Source organism: Thermus oshimai DSM 12092 (assembly GCF_000373145.1).
GTDB classification, from domain to species: domain Bacteria; phylum Deinococcota; class Deinococci; order Deinococcales; family Thermaceae; genus Thermus; species Thermus oshimai.
Genome location: NZ_KB890621.1, coordinates 156929 through 177553, shown reverse-complemented (window position 1 = coordinate 177553; position 20625 = coordinate 156929). Strand labels below are relative to the sequence as shown.

The 20625-nt window shown below is 68.9% G+C and carries 18 protein-coding genes and 2 pseudogenes; 13 read left to right on the top strand and 7 right to left on the bottom strand.

Annotation, left to right across the window (positions count from 1 at the left end; genetic code table 11):
* The first annotated feature begins 1 nt into the window (after position 1).
* The 5 genes from B043_RS0110235 to B043_RS0110215 are packed head-to-tail and all read left to right on the top strand — an operon-like array spanning position 2 to position 4184.
* Positions 2-805 carry an ABC transporter ATP-binding protein gene (locus B043_RS0110235; RefSeq protein WP_018461940.1) on the top strand — a complete coding sequence of 268 codons (804 nt, stop codon included), beginning with the start codon at positions 2-4 and terminating at the stop codon, positions 803-805.
* 8 nt (positions 806-813) lie between these two features.
* Positions 814-1686 carry an ABC transporter permease gene (locus B043_RS0110230; RefSeq protein WP_018461939.1) on the top strand — a complete coding sequence of 291 codons (873 nt, stop codon included), beginning with the start codon at positions 814-816 and terminating at the stop codon, positions 1684-1686.
* Between the two features lie 4 nt (positions 1687-1690).
* Entirely contained in the window at positions 1691-2659 is a 969-nt protein-coding gene (locus B043_RS0110225) for an ABC transporter substrate-binding protein (protein ID WP_051073593.1), read from the top strand.
* Positions 2659-3450 (top strand): ABC transporter permease, encoded by a 792-nt coding sequence (locus B043_RS0110220; RefSeq protein ID WP_018461937.1) that lies wholly within the window; start codon positions 2659-2661, stop codon positions 3448-3450. The genes B043_RS0110225 and B043_RS0110220 overlap by 1 nt, the downstream gene beginning before the upstream one ends.
* Positions 3447-4184, top strand: a complete 738-nt coding sequence (locus tag B043_RS0110215; RefSeq protein WP_018461936.1) for an ABC transporter ATP-binding protein — start codon at positions 3447-3449, stop codon at positions 4182-4184. Before B043_RS0110220 ends, B043_RS0110215 begins: the two co-directional genes overlap by 4 nt.
* Positions 4185-4388: 204 nt before the next feature.
* Here the strand turns inward: B043_RS0110215 and B043_RS0110210 are convergent, their stop codons facing one another.
* Positions 4389-4907, bottom strand: coding sequence for a hypothetical protein (locus B043_RS0110210; RefSeq protein ID WP_018461935.1), 519 nt, complete (start codon positions 4905-4907; stop codon positions 4389-4391).
* 485 nt (positions 4908-5392) lie between these two features.
* A pseudogene (locus B043_RS12435) lies at positions 5393-5773 on the bottom strand (winged helix-turn-helix domain-containing protein); the annotation flags it as partial.
* A gap of 237 nt (positions 5774-6010) precedes the next feature.
* Between B043_RS12435 and B043_RS0110195 the strand changes: the two are divergent.
* From B043_RS0110195 to B043_RS0110175, 5 genes are all read left to right on the top strand, one after another.
* Entirely contained in the window at positions 6011-7258 is a 1248-nt protein-coding gene (locus tag B043_RS0110195; RefSeq protein ID WP_018461932.1) for a transposase, read from the top strand.
* 150 nt (positions 7259-7408) lie between these two features.
* The gene (locus B043_RS0110190) at positions 7409-7927 is read left to right on the top strand and encodes an RNA polymerase sigma factor (RefSeq protein ID WP_018461931.1); all 519 of its coding nucleotides are present in this window, start codon (positions 7409-7411) and stop codon (positions 7925-7927) included.
* Entirely contained in the window at positions 7924-8562 is a 639-nt protein-coding gene (locus tag B043_RS0110185; protein ID WP_018461930.1) for an anti-sigma factor, read from the top strand. Before B043_RS0110190 ends, B043_RS0110185 begins: the two co-directional genes overlap by 4 nt.
* 78 nt (positions 8563-8640) lie before the next feature.
* Positions 8641-9405, top strand: coding sequence for a cupin domain-containing protein (locus B043_RS0110180; RefSeq protein WP_018461929.1), 765 nt, complete (start codon positions 8641-8643; stop codon positions 9403-9405).
* Positions 9402-9743, top strand: coding sequence for a cupredoxin domain-containing protein (locus B043_RS0110175; RefSeq protein WP_018461928.1), 342 nt, complete (start codon positions 9402-9404; stop codon positions 9741-9743). Before B043_RS0110180 ends, B043_RS0110175 begins: the two co-directional genes overlap by 4 nt.
* A 137-nt stretch (positions 9744-9880) precedes the next feature.
* On the opposite strand, the gene B043_RS0110170 is transcribed toward B043_RS0110175, so the two are convergent.
* The 5 genes from B043_RS0110170 to B043_RS12430 all read right to left on the bottom strand — a co-directional run bounded on the left by B043_RS0110170 (position 9881) and on the right by B043_RS12430 (position 16355).
* Positions 9881-10276 carry a hypothetical protein gene (locus B043_RS0110170; RefSeq protein ID WP_245538907.1) on the bottom strand — a complete coding sequence of 132 codons (396 nt, stop codon included), beginning with the start codon at positions 10274-10276 and terminating at the stop codon, positions 9881-9883.
* A 184-nt stretch (positions 10277-10460) separates the two neighbouring features.
* Positions 10461-11816 carry a hypothetical protein gene (locus tag B043_RS0110165; RefSeq protein WP_018461926.1) on the bottom strand — a complete coding sequence of 452 codons (1356 nt, stop codon included), beginning with the start codon at positions 11814-11816 and terminating at the stop codon, positions 10461-10463.
* Positions 11817-11831: 15 nt separating this feature from the next.
* Complete coding sequence (locus B043_RS0110160) at positions 11832-12842, bottom strand: hypothetical protein (protein WP_026234227.1); 1011 nt, start codon at positions 12840-12842, stop codon at positions 11832-11834.
* A 55-nt stretch (positions 12843-12897) separates the two neighbouring features.
* Complete coding sequence (locus B043_RS0110155) at positions 12898-13350, bottom strand: cupin domain-containing protein (protein WP_018461924.1); 453 nt, start codon at positions 13348-13350, stop codon at positions 12898-12900.
* 98 nt (positions 13351-13448) lie between these two features.
* On the bottom strand, positions 13449-16355 hold the full coding sequence (locus B043_RS12430; RefSeq protein ID WP_018461923.1) for an ATP-binding protein: 2907 nt from the start codon (positions 16353-16355) through the stop codon (positions 13449-13451).
* Positions 16356-16616: 261 nt separating this feature from the next.
* Here B043_RS12430 and B043_RS0110145 point away from each other — a divergent pair, with 261 nt between their 5' ends.
* From B043_RS0110145 to B043_RS12425, 3 genes and pseudogenes are all read left to right on the top strand, one after another.
* Entirely contained in the window at positions 16617-17081 is a 465-nt protein-coding gene (locus B043_RS0110145; RefSeq protein ID WP_018461922.1) for a cytochrome P460 family protein, read from the top strand.
* Between the two features lie 7 nt (positions 17082-17088).
* Positions 17089-17646, top strand: a complete 558-nt coding sequence (locus B043_RS0110140; RefSeq protein WP_018461921.1) for a MarR family winged helix-turn-helix transcriptional regulator — start codon at positions 17089-17091, stop codon at positions 17644-17646.
* 57 nt (positions 17647-17703) lie between these two features.
* Positions 17704-20320: pseudogene (locus tag B043_RS12425) on the top strand (AfsR/SARP family transcriptional regulator).
* Positions 20321-20625 lie beyond the last annotated feature (305 nt).

Here is a 20625-nt window from a genome sequence, read left to right as displayed (position 1 = left end):
CATGGTGGCCATCGAGTGCCGGGCGCTGGAACGCCGCTTTGGCCCGGTGACGGCGGTGGAAGGGCTGAGCTTTGCCGTGGCTTCGGGGGAGCTCTTTGCCCTTCTGGGCCCCAACGGCGCCGGCAAGACCACCACCCTGCACATGCTCATCACCCTCCTGGAACCCACTTCCGGCGAGGCTCGGGTCCTGGGGTTTGACGTGGTGCGGGAGGCCGCGGAGGTGCGCGCGCGCATCGGGGTGGTCTTCCAGGAGCCGGCGTTGGACGAGCGCCTCACCGCCTGGGAAAACCTCGAGATCCACGCGTACCTCTACGGCCTGCCCCGGCGGGAGATCCCTTCCCGGGTGGAGGAGGCCCTTCGGTGGGCCTCGTTGGAAGGAGCCGCCAGCCGACCGGTGCGCACCTTTTCCGGGGGGATGAAGCGGCGGCTAGAGCTGGCCCGGGCCCTCATGCACGGGCCCCAGGTCCTTTTCCTGGACGAGCCCACCCTGGGCCTGGACCCCCAGGGGAGGCGCCACCTCTGGGAGAGCATCGCCGCCCTCAGGGGCCGGGGGCTTACCGTTTTCCTGACCACCCATTACCTGGTGGAGGCCGAGGCCTGCGACCGGGTGGGGATCATCGATCAGGGCCGCTTGGTCGCCCTGGGCAGCCCGGCCGAGCTCAAGCGCCAGGTCCTGGATACCCCGGAAGGCAGCCTCGAGGAGGTCTTTATCGCCCTGACCGGGCGGGCCCTGCGCGACGGGGAGGCCACGCCCAAGGACCGCTTCCTGGGCTTCCGCCGGAGAGGAGGGGAGCATACCCGATGAGCGCTGGGTTGGCAAAGCGGCCCCGGGCCCTTGACCCCTGGGTGGTCCTGGCGCTGTGGCGGCGGGAGATGCTGCGCTACCTGCGCGACCGTTCCCAGCCCTTTGGGGGGCTTTCGCGGACGGTCCTTTGGCTCCTCATCCTAGGCTTCGGCCTGGGGGCCTCCTTTCGGGACATCGAGGGCTACACCTACGCCCAGTACATCTTCCCCGGGGTGGTTACCCTCAACATCCTTTTCGCTTCCTTGCAGTCGGCCATCACCCTGGTCTGGGACCGGGAGGTGGGGCTTTTGCGGGAGGTTTTGGTCTCGCCAGCCCCCATGCTCTCTGTGGCCCTGGGCAAGCTCCTGGGCGGGGCTACCGTGGCGGTGATCCAGGGCCTGATCCCCTTCCTCTTTGCCCCCTTGATCGGCGTCAGCCTTACGCTTTTCCAGTTGCTTCTGGCCCTTGGGGTCATGTTCTCCATGGGGGTGCTGATGAGCGCGCTCGGGGTGGTGATCGCTTCCCGCCTTAGCACCTTCGAGGGCTTTGGCAGCATCTCCAACGGGGTCATCCAGCCCCTCTACTTCCTCTCCGGCTCCATCTTTCCCCTGAAGGGCATCATCGGCGGTGTGGGGTTTCTGGACCTGCCGGAGAACCTGCGGGCTGAGCTGGAGAGGCTTGGGATCCACACCATCGGCGGCGGCTGGATGGTGCAGCTGCCGGCCTGGCTCCAGGTGCTGGTCTACCTTAACCCCGTGAGCTACCAGCTGGACCTTCTGCGCTACGTGACCCTTGGCTACCAGCAGCTCCCCTTGGTGGCCGACCTGTTGGTGGTTTCGGTGCTCCCACTTTTGGCGGCGGTCTTCGCCGCTTTAGCGATTGCGAGGATGCGAAGGAGGTGAGGCGATGCGGCAAAGTGTATGGTGGATTGCGCTCCTAGGCCTGGTGGGGCTTGGGCTGGCCCAGGGGACCAAGAGCATCCGGGCCGGGCTCCAGGCGGGGGGGACCTTTGCCTGGGTGGTCTACGCCATGGAGCGCTACGGGATCGCCAAGGAGCTGGGCCTGGAGGTTAAGGCCACCACCTACGCCACCAAGCAGGCCACCGAGATTGCCCTCCGCGCCGGCGAGGCCCAGGTGGTGGTGGACGACTTCGTGGGGGTGGTCCTCGCCCGCCAGGGGGGAATCCCGGTGCGGGCCGTCTACCCCTTTAGCCTCCTCACGGGGGGCGTGGTGGTGCGGGCGGATAGCCCTATCAGGGGCGTGGCCGACCTGAAGGGCAAGGTCATCGGGGCCGCTAGCCTGGACGACAAGAGCCTCCTCCTTCTACGGGCTTTGGCCGTGGCCCGCTATGGCTTCGATCCCCAGAAGGAGGCCAAGGTTCTGGCCGTCGCTCCCCCCCTCATGGCCGAACTCCTCCGCCGGGGAGAGCTGGAGGCCGCCCTTCCTTACTGGCACTTCATCGCCCGGATGGTGGCTACGGGGGAGTACCGGGAGCTGATCTCCAACGCGGAGATGCTCCGGGAGCTCGGCCTGCCCACGGATCTCCCCCTGCTTCTCGTGGTGGCCCGGGAGGACACGGACCCCGAGGCCCTGCGGCTCTTCCTCAGGGGCCTTAACCTGGCGCAGGAGCGGATGCGCCGGGATGAAGCCTTCTGGAACGAGCTTCTGGACCGCGGCCTCTACGCCCTCCCTGACCGGAGCCTTCTTCCTGCGGTGCGCAAGCGCTGGGAGGGCGGCCTGGCCACGCGGTGGGACGCCGGGGTCATCGTGGGGCTTACCAACCTGGTCCAGCGGCTGGTCCAGGTGGCGGGGTCTGAGGTGATGGGGATCCGGCGGCTTGATCCCCGGGCCTTCGCGCTTTCCGTGGGGCCCTGATGGCGGTTCTGCCCAAGGCTAGAGGCGGGAAACCCTTGGGGGGTGGGGCCCGGGCCTTCTCCCTGATCTCCTTGGTTAGTGTCCTGGCCGCCTGGCTCCTCCTCACCTGGGCCCTGGGCCCCCAGGTCTTCCCGGGCCCGGGGGAAACCCTGGCCTTCCTCTCCCAGGAGGCCCGGGGGCCCCTCTGGTACCACCTGGGGATTACCCTCCTGCGGGTGGGCCTGGCCTTCGCCTTGGCCCTGGTCCTGGGGGCGGGGGTGGGGATCCTGGTGGGGCTCTACCGTGCGGCGGAGCGCCTCCTCGAGGCCTGGGTGGCTCTGGGGCTCAACCTTCCCCGGATCCTGCCCCTGGTCATGGCCTACCTCCTCCTGGGCCTTAACGAGCAGGCCGCGGTCCTCGCCCTGGTGATCATCCTGGCCCCCCAGGTGGTGGTCCAGGTGCGGGAAGGGGTGCGCGCCCTGGACACCAAGCTCTTGGAGATGGCCCGCGCCTTCCGGCGTCCCCGTACCCTGGTCCTACGGCGGGTGGTTCTGCCGCAGCTCCTCCCCTATTTCGTCGGGGCCGCCCGGAGCACCCTTGCCCTGGCCTGGAAGATGGTGGTTCTGGCCGAACTCCTGGGGCGGACGAGCGGGGTGGGGTACCAGATCAACTTCTACTTCCAGATGTTCGAGATGCGGGGGATCCTGGCCTACGGCCTCGCCATGACCTTGGTTCTTGCCCTCGTGGACAAGGCCTTCGTGCTTCTAGGGGAGCGGCTCGCCCGCTGGCGCCGCCCGGTGGAGGGCCTATGACCGTGGCCCGCTGCCGGGGCCTGCGAAAGGTCTACTACCCCGTGGGCGGGGGAGAGGTCCTGGCCCTGGAGGGGGTGGACCTGGAGGTGGGGGCGGGGGAGTTTTGGGCCCTGTTGGGCCCCTCGGGGTGCGGGAAAACCACCCTCCTCCACATCCTGGCGGGGCTGGACCGGGCCTACGAAGGGGAGGTTGAGGTCCGGGGGCGGGTGGGGCTGGTCTTCCAGGAGCCCCGCCTTCTTCCTTGGCTCACGGTGGAGGAGAACCTCCGTTTCGTCTTGGACCGGCCTGGGCCCGAGATGGGGGCCCGCATCCGCGCCTGGCTGGCCCGGCTGGGCCTCGAGGGCCAGGCCAACCGCTACCCCGGGGAACTCTCCTTGGGGATGCAGCAGCGGGTAGCCGTGATCCGGGCCTTTCTGCTGGAGCCCGACCTCCTCCTCATGGACGAGCCCTTCTCCGCTCTGGACGAGCTCACCGCCCAGCGCCTGCGGGAGGAGCTCTTGGAGCTCTGGGCCGGGCAAGGGGCCGCCGTGGTTTTCGTCACCCACAACCCCCTGGAGGCCGCTTACCTGGCCGACCGCGTGGCCCTCATGACCTCTAGGCCCGGCCACATCGCGGAGGTGGTGGACCTCCGCCCCCTCCCCCGGCCGCGCAATCCCGACGATCGCCGGCTTTGGGAGATCTCCCGCGAGCTTGTTCGCCGCCTCTGGCAAAGGGGTAAGGTCCGGGGAATGTGACCCGCCTTCTGGAAGTAACCCGAGAACTGGCCATCCCAAGTCCAACTGGACCTATCTGGACAGGGCAGGGGTATCCCTCCCGAAACTCCAAGGCCAGCTTCCTGGCCGGAGCCGGGCGGATACGGGCCCTGGCCCGGGACTCCCCGGTGCTTAGCGCCAGAGGGCCCGGGAAATCCCCCGGGCCCTCTGGCTTGCAAATGCCCTTTAGTGGGGCTGCTTCCCCTCGGTCTGCCCCCCTGGGGTTGCGCAAACCACCAGCGGGTTCCAGTTGGCGAAAAGCCCCTTGGGGTTGTGCTGCCAGACCCAGACGTGCAGCGCATAGAAGGGCTGAGGCAGCAGGCTGGTGTTGGCGACAAACTCCTGGCCTAGCAGAGCAGGTGCAGCCTTGTTCCCCGCATCGTGCCAGGCTTTTTGGAAGACCAGATACTTCACCCCGATGAGCCGCAGGGAGTCATCGGCCCGCGGTTCGTACATCAGCACTTCCGGACGCATCGGGTCTAGCCTGGGATCGTCGATCAGGGCCTGGTTGGTAAAGTGGATGCCCTGAGCCCCCTGGCTGTTGCTCATGCACTCACCAAACTGCGCGTAACCGGCGGCTTTGGCGGCCTCCACGTTCTCGAAGCGGGACATCATCTGGCGAAGCTCAGAGAGTTGAGCCTGAGTGGGTTCCGGGTTGTACTGGGCCAATGTCCAAACCGCTATTCTCATAAGAAATCCTTCCATATCTTTCCCTTAGCATCCCCCAGGCCACCAGTGGAACAGGGTGTGGTTCCGAATCAACTCCCTTTGGGTCTGTAGNTACGCACACCTGGACTCCACCCTCTCCCAAAGCTCCTCCTCCGTCCCCACCTGCCCATTGGCCACCACCGCATCCACCAACGGCCACACCCGCTCCACCGGCTGCAGCTCCGGAGAATAGGGCGGCAGGTACACCAACCCCAGCCCCTCCCCGCTACCCCGTAGCTGGGCAAACGCCGAAAGCACCAGGTTGAAAACCTCCGTGGATACCGAAGGCAAAAGCCAAAACTCGCTCTCCCCCGTGTTCGGCCGAAGGAAGGCGTACACGTAAAGCCACCGGTACCGGGGCCGGACATGGGCCAAGGGGGTTCTCCCCCGAGGGGCCCAGACCCGACGGTAGACCGGCTTTAAGCCCAACCGGTGTTCGTCAAAGGCCCACAGCTCCAGGGAAAGGTGGGGGCAAAGGGTCTTCAGCAGGAGGACGAGGAGGAAGAGGTTTTTTTGAACCCCTCCTGCCGCTCAGGCTCCCCCTCCCGGTGCCGGGGACGGGGACGAAGGGGGGCAAACCCCAACCTCTTCATCCACGCCCAGGCCCGCCTGGGGTTCACGGGGCGGCCCAGCCTTTCGGAGAGCCACTGGGCGGCGTTGCGGATCGTCCAAAGGCCATCCCGGGGATGGGGTTGGAGGAGGGCCTGGCGGAAGGCTTCCTGGAGCTCGGGGGTGAGGAGAGGGGGCTGCCCTGGGTTTTGGTGACGAAGGTCGGCCAGGGGTTGGTCTCGGTTGTAGCGCCCGATGACCATGCGGACCCAGCGGGTGGAGTAGCCGAGGATCTGGGCCACCTGGGGGATGGAGAGTCGGATAAATCCTCACTAAGACAAGTTAGTGAGGATTCACGCCAGAGAAACCCCTAGGGGCACAGGACATCCTCCTCCCCCAGGAGGGCCTCCGCCAGGCGGTGGGGGTCCCCCGCCATGACTCAAAACCTGCACCCATGCTCCCGGCCTCAGGTTTATGCGGGGGGACCACTTGGTCAGCCCGAAGGGCTATGTTCAAAGGGGCTGCCGGTTTCCCGTCAGATGACGAGTGCCATGAAGCCAGAAGCCCAAGACCTACTCTCCCGCATCCTGGCCCTCTTGCTTGCGCAAATCTGTTCCCCCTTCAAGCTTAGCCCTTACGGGCTGACCGGGGGAAGCAACCTGCCAAGCCCCTACCTCCGGGATTCCCTTAAGGCCCTCCTCCTCCTGCTCCTCCAAGACCACGGCAAGGCGAGACCCCAGCACAGCAAGACCAAATCCCCCTCCGCCCTCTCCCGCTTTCGCTTGCTGACGCAAATGTGTTCCCCCTGCGGGGGAAGCAGCAACCGCTACCCCTGGCCCACCCGCGCCCTCATCCGCCTCGCAAGAAGGGAGGCCGAAAAGACCCTGGATGGGGCTAGAAGACGAAGAGGACCCAAACCCAGGCTCCTAGTGGTCCTGGACCTGGTCACCCTGGAGAAACGGGGACGCTTCCCCCATCTCCCCCTCTCCTTCTTCCACGGCAAGTGGGGCCTGCACCTGGTGGTCCTCTACCTGGTCTACGGGGAGCTTCGCCTCCCCTGGGCCTACCGCCTGTGGAGGGGGAAGGGGGAGAAAAGCCTTTCGCTCTTGGCCCTCCGCCTCCTGTCCACCCTCCCCCCCTGGATGCCCCGGGCCTTCCGTATCCGGGTGGTGGCCGACGCCGCCTTCGGCACCGCCCGGTTCCTTTTGGGGGTAAAGCGGATGGGCCTTGAGGCGGTGGTGGGGGTGCGACGGGACCGAAAGGGCCGGGAGGGCCAGTGCCTACAGGACCTCAGGCGGTCGGGGGAGCGGGTCCACCTGCGGGGGCTTTCTTTCCCCGTGTGGGCCTTCCGCTACCGGTACCCTCTGCCCGGTGGGGGGTGGGAGTGGAGGTATGGGGTGGCCACGTTTCCCGCCACGGCCCGGACCCTGGTGGGGTGGGGAAGAAAGCGGTTCACCATTGAGCACTTTTTTCGGGCGATGAAGGACAAGTTTTCCCTAGGGGGGTTGGGGCAGCGGAGTCCACTTGCTCCCGCAAATCTGTTCCCCCTACGGGGGAAGCAACTGGGGGTGCACCGGTTTCTGGTGCTTTCCCTTTTGGCCTACCTGTTGGCCTGCTGGGTGCGGGTGGGGGGGAGCTTCACCTGGTGGGAGGCGGGAAGGCGGGCGGCCCGTACCCTGCTCCCTGGGCTGGTGGTCCGGGTCCTCCTGCTGGAGCTCCACGCCCTGGGCCTGTGGCCCCCGGGGGGAGGGGGCAACGGCGTGGGTTTATGCAGGGTATGCGGGAGGTGCAAGTTTTGAGACGTTGCTCCAGTGGATGGAGCGGAGGGTCTATGTGGTCCCAGCCTTGAGGGGGAGGGTACGCGGAGCCAGGGGCAAAAACCGCGTTCCCCGAAGCCCCAGGAGATCCAACTTAAACCCCCAGGGGATAGAGCAAGATAGGAGGTGGGGATGGCAGAGGATGCGGACGAGGTGCACCTTCTCCAGCGGGTGGCTGGAGGGAACGAGGAAGCCCTCCTGGCCCTCTACCGCCGCTATGCCCCCCGGGTCCACGGCCTGGCCCGCCGCATCCTAAGGGACGGGCACGAGGCCAAGGACGTGGTCCAGGAGACCTTCCTGCGCATCTGGAACAAGGCGGAGCGCTTTGACCCTACCCTGGGACGGCCCGGCACCTGGATCCTCACCATCGCCCACCGGCTGGCCTTGAAGCGCCTGAAGGCCCTTTCTGCGTGGGCCCTTCTGGAAGAGGACGGGGGGGTGGAAGGCGTGGGAACCGAGGCGCATCTGGAAAAGCTCTGGGTGAACGGGGCCTTAGGGGCTTTGGAAGCGGAGGAACGGCGCCTTTTGGAGCTCGCCTATTTCCAGGGCTACTCCCACAGCGAGCTGGCCCTCCTCCTGGGCTGGCCCCTGGGTACGGTGAAAAGCCGCCTGCGCCGCGCCCTGGCCAAACTGGAGGCGAAGCTCAGATGAACCATCCCGACCCAGACGATCTGGTGCGCCTGGCCCTAGACCTCCTCCCCAGGGAGGAGGAGGAGGCCCTCCGGCGCCACCTCCGCCGCTGCGCTCAGTGCCGGGCCGCGTACCAGGCCCACCTCGAGGCCCTCACTGCCCTGGTCCCCGAGGAGCCCGTACCCCCCTCTTGGGAGGCGGAGCTAAGGGAACGCCTCCATCCCCGGGGCTTCTTCAGGGAAAGGCGGACGCTGGCCGTGGCCCTGGCCGCGGCCCTCCTGGCCTTGGTGCCCCTTGGGGGTTTCCTCCTCCACCGGTGGGAAGCGGCCTCGGCCCGGCGGCGCTTCTTCGCCCTGGCGGCGGAACCGGGGGCCCGGCTTATGCCCCTTCTAGACCTGGAGGGAAGGCAGACGGGCTGGGCGCTCCGCACCGCCCGGGGGGAGGTCCTCCTCCTCCTGCAGGCCCCCCCGCCCCCGGGCCGGGTGTACCAGGCCTGGCTCATCCAGGAGGAGGGGCGGCGGAGCCTGGGCCTCTCCCCCACCCCCTTTCTGGAACTGGGCCCCCTGCCCCCGGGGAGCCTGGTGGGGGTTTCCGTGGAGCCCCCAGGGGGAAGCCCCGCCCCCACCACCCCTTCGGTGGGGCGGGCCCGGATCTGAGGGAGCCACCGGTTTCGCGGCATCGGTGATCCGATCCCCCTGCCCGCGGGGTATTACCCGGTGAGGAGGTGGTGAGGTATGAACCGTAGGGAAGCCATCGGTTTGCTAAGCCTGTTGGCCTTTGGGGGACGGGCCCTGGCCCTGGTCCGGCCCACGGGGGAGGGGCGGTTCCTCCGTTATCCTGAGGCGGGGGCGGACCTCGAGGTGCCCGCCGGCCGCCCCTTCGCCGCCAAGGCGTTGGGCGAGACCCCCTTGGGCACCTCGCTCCTCATCCGCACCCGCACGGAACAGCCCCTCCACTACCACCGGGAGCGGCTGGAGGTGGCCCTGGTCCTCCGGGGGGAGGGGGTCTTGGTGGCGGGGGGGAAGGAAACGCCCCTCCGCCCGGGCCAGGCGGTCCTCATCCCCCCCATGACCGCCCACGCCTTCCGGGGGGAGCTGGACCTCCTCTCCCGCTTCAGCCCCAGGCTCCAAGGGGACGTGGTCTTCGTGGAAAGCGGCCCGGGGCCCATGGAGGGGACCCCCCTCCTCCTTTCCGCTGAGGCCCCCGGGGTGCCCGAGGGCCGGCCCTTCGCCGCCCAGGCCCTGGCGAACCACCCCTTGGGCACGGTGGTGGCGGTGGCCACCCGGACGGAGCAGCCCTGGCACTACCACCGGGGCCGGGACGAGGCCCTCTATGTCCTCGGGGGGGAAGGGGTGGCCCAGGTGGAGTTGGACCGGAGGCGGGTGGGTCCGGGCAGCCTGGTCCTGGTGCCCGCGGGGGCCATCCACCGGCTCCAGGGGAGCCTGCACCTGGTCTCCGTCTTCGGGCCCGCCCTGATGGGGGATGTGGTCTTCCTATGAGGCGCCCGTTCCTCCTTGCCCTCATCCTCCTTGCGGCCTGCGCCCCCGCCCCCTCGGCCCCGCCCGCCCCGCCACCCCCCGCCCCGGGGGAGGTGCAGGTGGACCTCTTGGACTTTGCCTTCCAGCCAAGCACCCTCCGGGTGGCGCCGGAAACGGTGGTGGTCTTCCGCAACCGGGGCCAGGCCCACCATACGGCCACCGATGAGGGGGGCCGCTTTGACAGCGGCCTCCTGGCCCCCGGGGAAGAGTTCCGCTACGCCTTTAAGACCCCGGGCACCTACCGGATCTTCTGCCGGCTCCACCCCTACATGGTCCTGAGCCTCGAGGTGGGGCCGTAGGGCTCGAGGCCCCCGGTGTTCCCGAGGGCCGAGTCTTGGTGTTTTCTCCCCAAAACGCGTTCTCTGCAAAGGTCCGAAGCAGCTGTAGGCTTTACGGCGAAAGGGACTGGCCCCTCACCCCCAAACCTCCACTCGCCCTAAGGGCAGTACCCCAGATGTTCCGCGTGGGGGACGAAGTAGGCGTGGATGTCGTAGTGGGGCACGGGGTACCCCTCGTGGCCCTGGGGCTCAAACTCCACGTCCACGTGATCGATGGCGTAGCCCTTTAGAGGCTTAAGAAGATCCCTCCAGGATTTTCCGGCGGCGAAGTCGCTCTGGGCCACCATAATCTCCACGAAGACCAGGCGCTCCCCCATGACCCCGTAGATGGGCCCAAAGGGCAGGTCTGAAGGTTGGGCCCAGTGCTCGCCCATGCCGGGCACGCAGGCGCTCACCTGGACGGTGCCCTCCGGCAGCCCCAGCCGCTTGGCTTTCTCCGGGTTGGGCCCTTGACCCAAGGCCAGCATGACCATCCCCAATACCAGTACCAACACCCCGAATCCCAGCACTCTAATCGTTTGCACCGCAATCCTCTCCTTTTAGCCGGGCGGAACACCCCGGTTGAAGAGGAGGCTAAAACGCTTAGGATGACCGGAGGATGACCGGAGGGGGTTCGCCAGGGCCAGGCCGGCAGACGAGACTTCTGCCGGGTGCAGCTATAAGTCCATGCCAGCCGCCTCACCGGCGCTCGAACCGGAACTCCCACCCTGTTAGGGAATCAGTGAAGGTGTACGTGTCCCCCGGCTTCTGCAGGCGGCTGAGGTCTACCGCGAAGCTAATTCCACCCTCACCCGAATACCCAGGGTAGGTATAAGGAACACAGCCCTCGTCGGTGCGGACGTACCAGGTGACCGGGGGAACCACCCCGCTTCCCCCCAGTCCGAAGTAGTAATCCTTGAGGGTTGCTCCGAAGAACTGCCCGGAACCGAGGGTCAGGTGCTCGTAATCCCCGCCCAGTTGGAAGCTGCACACCCCCTGCTCCAAGCCCGGCTCGAGCCGGACGTTGACTTCCGTGGAGGCGGTGTTCTGGAGGTTGCTCACGTAAGAGCCGCTGCCGCCGGGTTCGCTGGAGAGCCAGAGGTCGGCCTCAAAGCGGTCCTGCACGTCGGCGATGATCCCGACTTGGATGGGATATCCCGCCCAATTGAAGGAGCCGGTGACGTGAACCTGAGCGAGGGCGTCCTCGACGGTGATCCTCGAGGTGAAGCGCTTGGTCAGGCCCTTCTCCTCCCAGGTCAGGTCGGCGGTGACCGTCACCGGGTTGGGGCTGGGGACTTGGGCCGGGGCGGTGTAGGTGGCCCTCGAGCTCGGCTGCAAGGGGGTCACCGTGCCGTGGGCGCTGTTCCCGCCTGGGATGCCGTTCACCGCCCACTTCCCCGTGCGCACCGAGTGGTCGCAAAGCTCCCGCTCCTGGATGAGCGGTACCAACAGCTCGTCCTCATCCGGAGACGGCCCGACGTACTCCTCGCGCACACAGGCGATCACCATCAGCCCAATGGACTCCCCCACCTTGAGCCGGGCCTCTTTAGGGATGAAGACCCAGAAGGTCTTCCGAACCCAGTCGCTGAAGTGCCGGGTCTCTACGGAGAGGGTTCGGCTTGCCTCGTCCAGTTCGGTCCCCAGATGGGCCCACCACACCCCCTTCGCGTCCTGGAACGCCAGCCCCAGACCCCCAGGCTGGGCCCCTTCCAGCTCCTCCTCGGCGTAGCCGAAGGTGAGCCTCACCGGCTTCAAGAAGGCCTGCCCCTCCGGGGTGAGGCGGTAGCCATTGCCCAGCCCCCCTGCGGTGTTGGTGATGGGCTGGATGCCGAACTCGGTGGGGGCGGAGACCGCCCCTGGGGGGACCTCCAGGGTGAGCACCCCGTCCGCCGAGGCCAGGCGGCCCCCTTCGGGCCCGATGGTGGCCGTCACCGGATCACCGGTGGGGGTGCCCTTGGGGGCGGGTTCCGGCTCCGCTGGCCTCGAGCCCCCGCCGCAGGCCCCGAGCAGCCCCAGGAGCAGAGCGGCGGCCAGATACGCCATCTTCTTTCCCATGCCTAAACCCTCCTTCTAGCGCGGGAAGGGCGACCACTCCGGCTCCGAGCCCTTGGGGTCCACGACGAAAGCCCGCATGGAGGGGCCGATCGGGCCGGTCACCAGCAGGCCGCGCGCGTCGGCGAAGGCCATGGCCCGACCGTCGGGCGCGATCGCGCCGCCCTTGGGTTCGCCCTGCAATGGGAAGCCCCCCTCGGGGATCCAGCCCGGAACGCACTTTCCGCCGCCGAAGCGCGCCGTGCTGTCGCCCCGGCAGGCGCGCATCTCCTCGAGGCTGAACTCATAGACCGCCTGCTCCTCCGGCCGGGCAGGCCGGTAGGCGATGGCGTGCCAGCCCGTGATCTGCTCCTCGTAGCCCACGACGCGATAGGTGGCCCCGATCACCAGGAAGCGCGCCCCGTTGCGGGCTATGTCGTAGGTCTCGTCGCGGAGCGCTGGAACCTCGAACCGGTAAGGGCTGCTCTCGCCCTCCCAGCCGCTCTTCGCCCCGCGCACCAGGTAGGGGTACGACCCGCCGCCCGAGAGGATCAGGCGTTCGCCGGTCATCCAGCGGGCGTGGTAGTAGCTCGAGCTGAACACCCCCCAACTGCCCCCGGCCACCCCGGCGGCGGCCCAGCGGTCGGAGAAGGTCAGGCCCACGCGGGCGGGGTCGGGGCCCAAGGGGGTCACGACCACATAGGCGAAGGCGAAGAGGTCCCCGTCCGGCGACAGCTCGGCGTGCACGAGGTGGATGCGTTCCCCCGGCGGGAAGGCCCGTTTGCGCCCGTCCGGGCGGATGGTCACGAAGTGCGAGCGACCGGCGATCCCCTGCACCGCGCCGATGGTGCCGTTGTCGGCCATGGAGGGGCTGCGGTAGCCGCCGTCTTGGGTTAGCTGCCGCCGCTCCCCGGTAGACGGCGTGAACGCCCAGATGTTGCCCTCACGGATGTAGACGATGGACCCCTTGAGCGAGGCCAAGGGGTTGTCCTGACCCCAGACGGGCGCGAGCGCCAGCCCCAGGGCCAAGCAGGCCGCGAAGCGCTTCACCGCTAGCCCGAGGCGAGGGTACAAAGAAGCAGACGACACCAGGATGACACCTCCTCTAGGCCAAAGGCGGCCCCACGAACTCGATGCCGTAGAGCTGAGCCATCTTCCCCACGCGCTCCAGGTCCTCGGGCGTGGGCAGACCCCCAGGGGGAGGCAACTCCTCCCGCTCCGCCGGGCGGCCCATGGCCCGCACGAAGCGCTCGAAGTCCCGATGGGCGGTGAAGGTGAGCCAGCGGGCCCCCTCAGGGGACTCCACCCGGTAGGTGTGGGGCACCCCCTTGGGGGCCAGCAGGACGTCGAAGGGACGGGCGCGGTGGCTGGCCTCGCCGACCTGCAAACGGAGTTCCCCTTCTAAAACCACGAAGACCTCGTCCTCGGTGTGGTGGACGTGGAGGGGTGGGGCGTCCCCGAAAGGGGCCCGGTGCTCCAGGACGGAGAGGCCGTCCTGGCCCTCCACCTCCGAGACCCACAGGTGAACCAGGGTGTTGAAGAACCAAAGGGCTTGCATGGTTAGCCTCTCCTTCCCCGGTGGGCTCTGCGGCTCTCGCCCACCGGTCAAGGAAAGGCTAGAACGCTCTGGGTGACGGGAGGATGACCGGAGCGGGTTCAGGCCGGGTCCGGAAGGTTTGGGGCTAAGCCGGCCTCGAGGAGGCTTCTGCGGTCGGCGGGGCCCAGGGCTTCGGGGGAAATCCGTGCCAAGAGGGCCTGCACCGCCTCTCCGAGCCGCGAGGCCGCCACCGCCACCTGGGCCAGGGCCCGCGGGGCCCCTTCCAGGCCCTCGGCCAGGGCCAGGGCCTCCTTCAGGGCTTCTCGGGCCGCCGCCTCCTGGCCAAGCCCCAGGTGGGCCTGGCTGCGGTAGGCCCGGCCCAAGCAGGCGTAGGCTGGGCCCAGGACCTCCGCGGGCGAGTTTTGCAAGCACCCCAGGGCCTGGTCGAACTCGCCCGCTTCCAGGTAAGCCCGGGCCAGCACCAGCTCCAGGTACTCGCTCACGTCAAAAGACCCCAAGGCCCGCGCCGCCTGGGCCAGGCTCAGGTGGGTCAAGGGCTGGCCCCGCTCCACGTCGGCCCCTACCAGGAAGGCCGCCACCAGGACCCGCCAGTAGGGGTCCTGCCCTAGGGCCAAGCAGTGGGCCTCCTCCAGAAGGGGATAGGCCTCGGCGAAGCGGCCCTGATGGGCGTAAAGGGCTCCCAGGTAGGCGAAGACGCGGATTCGGTGGCGGGGGTCGGGGTGGGCGCGGGGGAGCTCGGGCTCCAGCAGCCCCACAGCCTCGGCGATGCGCCCTAGCCCCCACAAAGCGGCGGCGTAGGCGGTGCGGGTGAGGTGGGTGAGTTCCTCGTCCCCGAGCTTCTGGGCTAGCCGGTAGGCCTCGAGGGCGTACCCTGCCGCCCGCGGGTGGTCGCCTATGCACAAATAGGTCAGGGCCCGCAGGGCCAGGGCCCGCATCCTGAGGGGCAGGGGGCCCGCGAGCAGGGTCAGGAGCAGGGCCTCGGCCTCGCGGTAGCGCCGCTCCTCACGGTAGACATCGGCCATCTGGAGCTGGGCCTCGGCCCGTGTGGTCTCCTCCTGGCCGTGGGCCAGGGCTTCTTCCAGCATGGCCAGGGCCTCGGCGTATAGCGAGCGCTCCTGGTAGTGCTGGCCGGCCAAAAGCCACCACCGGGCCGCCCTCTCCGCCTCTTTGGCCCAAAGCCAGTGCCGGGCGATCTGGGCGGGGTGGGCTTGGGTCTCTTCGAGGGCGAGGGCCACCTGGCGGTGGAGGTGGGTCTGGAGGGGGGCCGGGATGCCCTCGCGCAGCGCTTCCCGCATCAGGTCATGGGCGAAGCGGCCCTCCCGCAGGATCTGGGCGGCCTCGAGCTCCGCCCAGGGCTCGGCCAGGTCCAGCGGTTCCGCCGCCAGCACCCGCGCGGCCAGCTCCAGGCCAAACCCTTCCCCGGCCACCACCGCCACCTGGGCCAGGCGCAAGGCGGCCGGCGACAGGGTTCCTATGCGGTGGGCGATGAGCTCCTTGACCCGGTGGGGGATGGGGAAGCGCTCCGGGGGCCTTTGCAGCCCGCCCGACTGCCAGAGGGCGCGCAGGGTTTCCAGGAGAAAGAGGGGATTACCGCCGGTGTGGCGGCTGAGGAGGGGGGCCAAGCCGGCGGGGTCCAAACCGGGTAGGCCCAAGGTCTCCAAAAGCCGGCCCACCGCCGGGGGGGAGAGGGGGTTAAGCTCCACCTGGAGGATCAGGCCGGCTTCTGCCAGCTGTTGGACCGTGGCCAGGGCCCCCGGGGCGAGCTCCCCGGTGCGAAAGCTGCCGATAAAGCGAAGAGAAAGGCCTGGTTGGGGGGAGAGGGAGCGGTGGATCAGATGGATGGCCGCCTCGAAGCTGGCCGGATCCATGTACTGCAGGTCGTCGAGGACCAGGGTCTTCACCCCCGCTTCGCCCAGCAGGCGCATCACCTCCCCAAGGGCCGCCAGAAGGCGCAGCCTGTCCTCCCCACCCTCCGCCGAGCGCACGGGGGGTGGGGGCTCCTCGGCCAGGGCCGGCAAGAGGCGGGAGAGCTCGAGCCGCACCCAGTCCGGAAGGGGGAGCACCGGATGATCGCCTAGCGCCTGGGCCAGGCCACGGGCCAGGGTGGCGAAGGGCACGGCCGCGTCCCCGGGGCGGGCTTCCATGAGGAACCAGGGGCCTCGGGAAGCCGCGAAATCCAGCATGAGCCGGCTCTTGCCTATCCCCGGCTCCCCAGAAACGAAAATGGCCTTCCCGCCCTCCCAGGCCCCCTCCAGCAGGGCCCACTCCCCCTCCCGGCCCGAGAGCACCGGCGGGCGCAGCAAGGCGAGGGGGATTTCCCGCCGGAGGGGGGGACCTTGGGCGGGCAGGACCATCCCCTGGGCGATCTCGCGGGCCAGGGCCTGGGTTTCGGGCAGGGGCTCGAGGCCCATCTCGCGCCGCAAGGTGGCCTGCAGGCGGTGGTAGGCGGAAAGGGCCGCCCCCCGGTCGCCCAGGAGGTAGCAAAGCCGCATCAGCCGCCGGCAGCCCTCCTCCGAAACCGGGTCGGCCCGGACCAGGGACGAGACCAGGGCCAGCGCCGCCCTGAGGTCTCCCCCACGCTCCAACCGCTCGGCCTCCTGGACCAACGCCTCGCGCCACAGGTCCGCCAGGTGTTCCCGCTCGGCCAGAAGCCACTCGGCGAAATCGGGGCAGTCGTCGTAGTCGTAGCCCTGGAGCAGTTCGCCCTGCAAGGCCAGCGCCTCGGCGTAGCGGCCCTGAAAGGAAAGGAGCACCAATTGGGCGGCGTCGGCCTCGAGGCCCTCCGCAAGCCGCAGCACCTCGTCCCCCCCCGCCGCCTCATACCCCCAGGCCGCCCGCCGCAACCGGCGCAGGGTCTGGGCCAGGTTGTTGCGGGCGGTGCGCTCGGGGCTATCGGGCCAGAGGAGCCCGGCCATGCGGGAACGGGGGGCGGGGCCTTCCAGGGCCAGGTAGGCCAAAACCCCAGCAGCCCTCCGCTCCAGGCGCAGGGGAGGCCGTCCCTCCACTTCCAAGGAGGCTCCCCCTAAGAGCCGCAAGCGACCGCTGGTCACGGCATCTCCCAGATTCTTTGAGTGTACCCCATCCTCTCCCCCAAAACCCAGATCTCCCAGGGCGGGGAAGCCCTTACTTGGTAATCTTTTTCACCTTTTCGCAGAGAGGCCCAGGTATTATTTAGGAGTCCTAAGGAGATGAGCATGGCGGAGATCCCCGGTTACGCCTATGGAGGTCCCCAGGCCAAGGAAGGGGATTGCTAGGAGGTGAGGCCTATGCGGAGCAAGGCAGCGGTAGGGCTTTTGGCTTTGGGTCTGGGCGTCCTGGCCCAGGAGGGGTTCCCCTACCCCGAGGGGTTCCGCTTCTGGACCCACGTGAAGAGCATGGAGATCCAGCGGGGCCATCCCCTCTACGAGGCCTTCGGGGGGCTGCACCACATCTACGCCAACCCCCAGGCCCTGGCGGGGTACCTCTCGGGCAAGCGGGCCTTCCCTGAGGGTTCGGTCATCGTCTTTGACCTCTTGGAGGCAAGGGCCGAGGGGCAGGCCCTGGTGGAGGGGCCCAGGAAGCTCATCGGGGTGATGGTGAAAGACAGCCGGCGCTACCCGGAAACGGGGGGCTGGGGGTACTACGCCTTCGGGGCCGACGGGAAGCCCCTGGCCATAGACCCCAAGGCCTGCCACGCCTGCCACCAGGGGGCGGCGAACACAGACTTTGTCTTCAGCGCCTTCAGGCCATAATGGGGGGGTGGGACCCGAGGAAAAGACCCTGGAACTCCTGGAGCGCCTGGCCCGGGCGGAGCGGGCCCTCCTCGCCCGGAGGGCCTACGCCTTGGGCCTTTCCGCCACCCAGGCGGGGGTGGTCTTGGAACTCCGGGGGCGGACCCTGAGCCCAGGGGCCCTGGCGGAGGCCCTGAACCTGGCCCCGCCCACGCTGACGGACGCCCTCCACGCCCTCAAGGCCAAGGGGCTTCTGGTGGAGGAGGAAGACCCAGGCGACCGTCGGCGCAAGCGCCTCCGGCTCACCCCCAAAGGGGAGGGGGTGGCGGAGGCCCTAAGGCCCTACCGCGCCCCCCTGGAGGAGGCCCTACGGGGGGTGCCGGATCTGGAGGGCCTCTGGACGGGCCTGGCCCACCTGGCCGCGGGGCTCATCGCCCAGGGGGTTATGGCGGAGACGGGGCTTTGCCTCACCTGCCGCCACCTGGTGCGGGAGGGGAGGGGCTACCGGTGCGCCCTCCTGGGGGTCCCCCTGGCCCCCCTGGAGCTCCGCCTGGCCTGCCCGGACCACGCGCCCCAAGTGGGGTAAGGGTCTCCTCGCGAGCATTGCCTGGAAATCGCGGGTCTAGGTAGGATATACCCCAAGGTGGCCCTCAGCTGGCAAAGCCCGGTCTACCTGGAACGGCCCCGGCTCCTGGACCGGCTACCGGAGGAGCCGGGGTTCGCGGTGGTCCTCGAGGCCCCCGCGGGCTTCGGGAAGAGCGTCCTGGCGGGACAGCTTTCCGCCCGCCTTGGGCTTAGGACCCTTTGGGCCAGCGCCCTCCTCGGGGAAGCCCAGGGCCCTCCTGGCCCGGGCCCTGGGCTTCCCCGAGGAGGCGCCCTGGGGCCCCGTCCTCGAGGCCCTCGCCGCCGAGCCCACCCTGGTGGTCCTGGAGGACCTGAAGGGGGAGGAGGAGCTAAGCCCCCTCCTCCGGGCCCTCCCCGCCCTGGTGGTCCTGGCGAGCCGGAACCCCCTCCCCTACCCTGAGCTCCCCAAGCTCCTCGCCGAGGGGCGGCTGGTGCGCCTGGGGGCGGGGGAGCTGGCCTTCACCCTGGAGGAGGCCCAGGCCCTTTTCGGGGGGCGCCCGGGGGCGGAGGAGGCCCACCGGGCCACGGGGGGCTGGCCCCTGCCCCTCTTCCTCTCCGCCCTTACCGGGGAGCCCCCCGAGCCGGGGGCCCTGGTCCGGGGCCTGAGGGAAAGCCTCAGTCCGGAGGAGTTCCAGGAAGGGCTCCTCCTCGCCGCCCTCCCCCACCTGCCCCTTGAGCTTGCCACCCCGGCCACGGAAGGGCTTTTCGCCAAGGGCCTCCTCCGCCGCCTTCCAGAGGGCTTCCGCCTCCACGACCTCCTGAAGGAGATGGCCCTCAGGAGCCTAAGGGAGGAGGTGCAAGGTGCGGTGAAGGGGGCGGAAGGGCGGCTCCCCCCTCCGCTTCTGGCCCAGGCCTACTTCCAAAGCGGCCTCCACGGGGACCTCCTGGGGCTCATGGAAAAGCCCCTGCAGATGAACCTGCCCCCGGAGACCCTCGTGGCCTGGCGGGAGGTGCTGGAACGGGGGGGGCCCCGGGCCCGGCTGCGGCTCGGGGAGGCCCTTCTCCAGTGCGGAAAGCGGGAAGGGGAGGCCTTCCTAAAGCCCCTGGCGGAGGCGGAGGACCCCCGGATCGCCCTCCTCGCCTGCGGGCACCTGGCCTACTACCTGGCCGAGATCATGCTGGAAAGGCGGCTTCCCGAGGCCCGGGGCTACCTGGAGCGGGGTCTCGCCCTTCTGGACCGGGTGGACGCGGAGCTTGCCGGCCGCTTCCTGAACGACGTGGCCCGGGTGCCCTTTGAGGAAGGGAAACCCGAGGAGGCCCTGGCCCTCCTGGAGGAAGCGCTTAAGCGCCTTCCCCAGGATAGCCCCTTCCGGCTAGCCCCCTTGGTGAACCTGGCCTTCCTGCGGTTTGAGCTCCACGGGGACCTGCTGGGCCGGATCCAGATCACAGAGGAAAGCCTTCCCCTGTACCTGCGCCACATGCCCTGGAACCTCCCCGGCCACCTGCGGGTCCTGGGGCGGCTTTACCTCCTCCTGGGGAAGCGGGCGGAGGCGGAGCGGTACCTGGAGGAGGCGGCCCGGACGGAAGGGAACCCCCTGGCGGCCCTGGAGGCGGCCATGCTCCTCGCCCACCTCAGGGGGGACGAGGGGGCCCTCTCTGAGCTGGTGGCCCGGGCGGAGCTCTGGGAGAGCCCCTACCTGGTGGGCCGGGGCCGGGCCCTTCTCGCCCTCCTCCGCAAAGACCCAAGCCTCCTGGAGGGGCAGGAGGGCTTCCTCCCCGCCCTGGCCCGGGCGGAGCTCACGGGGGACCCCACCCTCCTCCCCCCCTACCCCGAGGGGCGGGAGGAAAGGCTTTACTGGCACGCCCTGCGCTACCGCCTCCTACGGGAGGAAGGGGACCTCGAGGCCCTCCTCGGCCTCACCCAGGTGGGCGCGGGGGTCCTGCCCGGCCTCGTCCCCCTGGGGCTCCTCCCCAAAAAGCGCCCGGAGCTCGCCCGCCCTTACCCCCTCCTCGAGGTGCTCCGCTCCGGCTGGAAGGAGGCCATCGCGCTGCGGCTGGAGGAGATCCCGCCTCTTAAGGTCAGCGTGCTCGGCCGCTTCCAGGTGGAGGGCCCCTTGGGGCCGGTGGCCCTTTCGGGGAAGCTTAGGGAGGTCTTCGCCCTTCTCCTCCTCGGGCTTTCCCGGGAGGAGGTGGCCTTCCACCTTTGGCCCGACGCCTCCGAGGAGGGGGCCCTCAACAACCTTTCCGTGTGGCTTTCGCGCCTAAGGAAGGCCCTGGAGCCCTGGGGGGTGCCCACCTACCTGGGGGAGGAAGGGCTCTTGAGGGTGGAAAGCGACCTGAAGGCCCTGGAAAAGGCCCTGGAAGGGGGGGATGCGCAAAGGGCCTTGGAGCTCTACCGCGAGCCCCTCCTCCCCGGGGTGGACCACCCCCTCCTGGACCGGAAGCGGGAGGAGGTCTACCACCGGGTGCGCCGGCTTTTCCTGAAGGTGGGGGAACCCCCCTACCTGGAGCGCCTCCTGGAGCTGGACCCCTTGGACGAGGAGGCCCTCCTCCTCTGGGCCGAGGGGTGCCTGAAGCGGGGGCAGCGGGGAAGGGTCCTGAGGGCCCTCGAGGCCTACCGCAGGCGGCTTTGGGAGGAACTTGGGGAAAGGCCCTCCCCCGAGGTGGAGACCCTCTTTCGGCACCTGAATCGGTAGGCTCTTATCCCGTCCCTCTCCCGAGCTTCACCGTTGCCTTTTAGGAACTTTGTAGGCCTCCCTAGCTAGGCTGAGGATAAGGGAGGACCTCAAGGAAGGTTGCTTGTAGAAACCCTCAGGGACTCCAACTTCAAGAATGGCCCTACTACGTCCATCCGCTATGACACGGAGCGCTTTGAGCTCAGGCTTTCGGGTTCGGTCCGGCCATGAGGTGGAAATGATGGCTGAAAACGCTTTCAGGGGTGAGGGAGGATGAACAGGAAGCTCCTTCTCCGGATGCTCCTGCTGGCCACGGCTGCCCTAGC

What these genes read in the sequence shown, in the direction of transcription:
- B043_RS0110235 (WP_018461940.1), top strand. Translation starts at nt 2, where the DNA reads ATGGTGGCCATCGAGTGCCGGGCGCTGGAACGCCGCTTTGGCCCGGTG.
- B043_RS0110225 (WP_051073593.1), top strand. Translation starts at nt 1,691, where the DNA reads ATGCGGCAAAGTGTATGGTGGATTGCGCTCCTAGGCCTGGTGGGGCTT.
- B043_RS0110220 (WP_018461937.1), top strand. Translation starts at nt 2,659, where the DNA reads ATGGCGGTTCTGCCCAAGGCTAGAGGCGGGAAACCCTTGGGGGGTGGG.
- B043_RS0110215 (WP_018461936.1), top strand. Translation starts at nt 3,447, where the DNA reads ATGACCGTGGCCCGCTGCCGGGGCCTGCGAAAGGTCTACTACCCCGTG.
- B043_RS0110210 (WP_018461935.1), bottom strand. Translation starts at nt 4,907, where the DNA reads ATGGAAGGATTTCTTATGAGAATAGCGGTTTGGACATTGGCCCAGTAC.
- B043_RS0110195 (WP_018461932.1), top strand. Translation starts at nt 6,011, where the DNA reads ATGAAGCCAGAAGCCCAAGACCTACTCTCCCGCATCCTGGCCCTCTTG.
- B043_RS0110190 (WP_018461931.1), top strand. Translation starts at nt 7,409, where the DNA reads ATGGCAGAGGATGCGGACGAGGTGCACCTTCTCCAGCGGGTGGCTGGA.
- B043_RS0110185 (WP_018461930.1), top strand. Translation starts at nt 7,924, where the DNA reads ATGAACCATCCCGACCCAGACGATCTGGTGCGCCTGGCCCTAGACCTC.
- B043_RS0110180 (WP_018461929.1), top strand. Translation starts at nt 8,641, where the DNA reads ATGAACCGTAGGGAAGCCATCGGTTTGCTAAGCCTGTTGGCCTTTGGG.
- B043_RS0110175 (WP_018461928.1), top strand. Translation starts at nt 9,402, where the DNA reads ATGAGGCGCCCGTTCCTCCTTGCCCTCATCCTCCTTGCGGCCTGCGCC.
- B043_RS0110165 (WP_018461926.1), bottom strand. Translation starts at nt 11,816, where the DNA reads ATGGGAAAGAAGATGGCGTATCTGGCCGCCGCTCTGCTCCTGGGGCTG.
- B043_RS0110155 (WP_018461924.1), bottom strand. Translation starts at nt 13,350, where the DNA reads ATGCAAGCCCTTTGGTTCTTCAACACCCTGGTTCACCTGTGGGTCTCG.
- B043_RS0110145 (WP_018461922.1), top strand. Translation starts at nt 16,617, where the DNA reads ATGCGGAGCAAGGCAGCGGTAGGGCTTTTGGCTTTGGGTCTGGGCGTC.